The sequence below is a fragment of the Microcoleus sp. LAD1_D3 genome (assembly GCF_036702135.1).
In the GTDB taxonomy this organism is placed as follows: domain Bacteria; phylum Cyanobacteriota; class Cyanobacteriia; order Cyanobacteriales; family Microcoleaceae; genus Microcoleus.
Window position 1 is genome coordinate 1 of the sequence record NZ_JAUBSB010000161.1, and the last position, 1,418, is coordinate 1,418.

Below are 1,418 nucleotides of genomic sequence, written 5' to 3' on the forward strand. Positions count from 1 at the left end.
GATCGTGTCCCGCCGAGTGGTGTAGCTGGGCGATAGCGAAGCCGCTCGCAAGCGCACCTTCCATAGTGCTGTAGGGAGCGGGCGGCGTAGCGGTGGTCACCAGTGTTTTCCGGTAGGGTCGGGTTGTTCAAGACCAACCTGAAGGACACCACTGATGACCGACGACATGATGAACCTGCGCTCACTCGTTGAGAAGAGCGCCGACGCCGATTTGCTGCGGGATATGATCGGCTTTGCTGCCGAGAAGCTGATGGCGCTGGAGGTCGGGACGAAGACCGGCGCGGGTTATGGCGAGAAGAATGGCTTCCGACTGGCCCAGCGCAACGGTTATCGCGACCGGGACTGGGAGACGCGAGCGGGCACCGTCGAGTTGCGCATTCCGAAGCTTCGCACAGGCAGCTATTTCCCGAGCTTCCTTGAGCCGCGCCGGATGGCCGAGAAGGCTCTGACGGCGGTGATCCAGGAGGCCTATATCCAAGGCGTCTCGACCCGATCCGTCGATGACCTCGTCAAGGCCATGGGCATGTCGGGCATCTCCAAGAGCCAGGTATCCCGGCTCTGCGAGGAGATCGACGATAAGGTGAAGGCCTTCCTCGACAGGCCTATCGAAGGGGAATGGCCCTATCTGTGGATCGATGCCACCTATCTGAAGGTCCGGCGCGGTGGCCGGATCGTCTCCGTCGCCGTCATCATTGCGGTGGGCGTCAACACCGACGGCCGACGCGAAGTGCTCGGTATGGAGATCGGCACATCCGAGGCCGAAGCGATCTGGACTGAGTTTCTTCGAAAGCTGACCAGACGGGGCCTGCGCGGCGTCAAGCTTGCTGTCTCCGATGCGCATGAGGGGATCAAGGCGGCCGTGTCGAAGGTGCTCTCCGCTACCTGGCAGCGCTGCAGGGTCCACTTCATGCGCAATGCCTTGGCCCATGCCGGAAAGAGCGGACGGCGCGTCGTCTCCGCCTTCATCGCCACCGCCTTTGCCCAGGACACCCCAGAGGCTGCAAGCACCCAATGGCGTAATGTCGCCGACCAGATCAGGCCCAAGGTGCCGAAACTCGCCACGCTGATGGATAATGCCGAACAGGATGTGCTCGCCTACATGACCTTTCCCAAAACGCACTGGACCAAGCTTCATTCGACCAACCCGATCGAACGCCTCAACGGCGAGATCAAGCGTCGCACAGAGGTCGTCGGTATCTTCCCAAACGACGAGGCTATCGTCCGCCTCGTCGGCGCGTTGCTCCTCGAACAGAACGATGAATGGGCTGTGCAACGTTCCCGCTACATGACGCTTGAGACCATCGCCACAATGAGCGATGATCCTCTCATCAGCCTGCCAGCGGCAAGCTGACCCATTCCCGGCTCTGTCCGGAAGGCACGGCGACTGCCGAAGCTACACCACCTCCTGGGACACGATC

The 1,418-nt window shown here is 61.6% G+C and carries 1 protein-coding gene; it reads left to right on the top strand.

Going from position 1 to position 1,418, the window contains the following annotated elements; translation table 11 throughout:
- Positions 1–154: 154 nt before the first annotated feature.
- Entirely contained in the window at positions 155–1,351 is a 1,197-nt protein-coding gene (locus tag QUA74_RS29750) for an IS256 family transposase (protein WP_333336367.1), read from the top strand.
- Positions 1,352–1,418 lie beyond the last annotated feature (67 nt).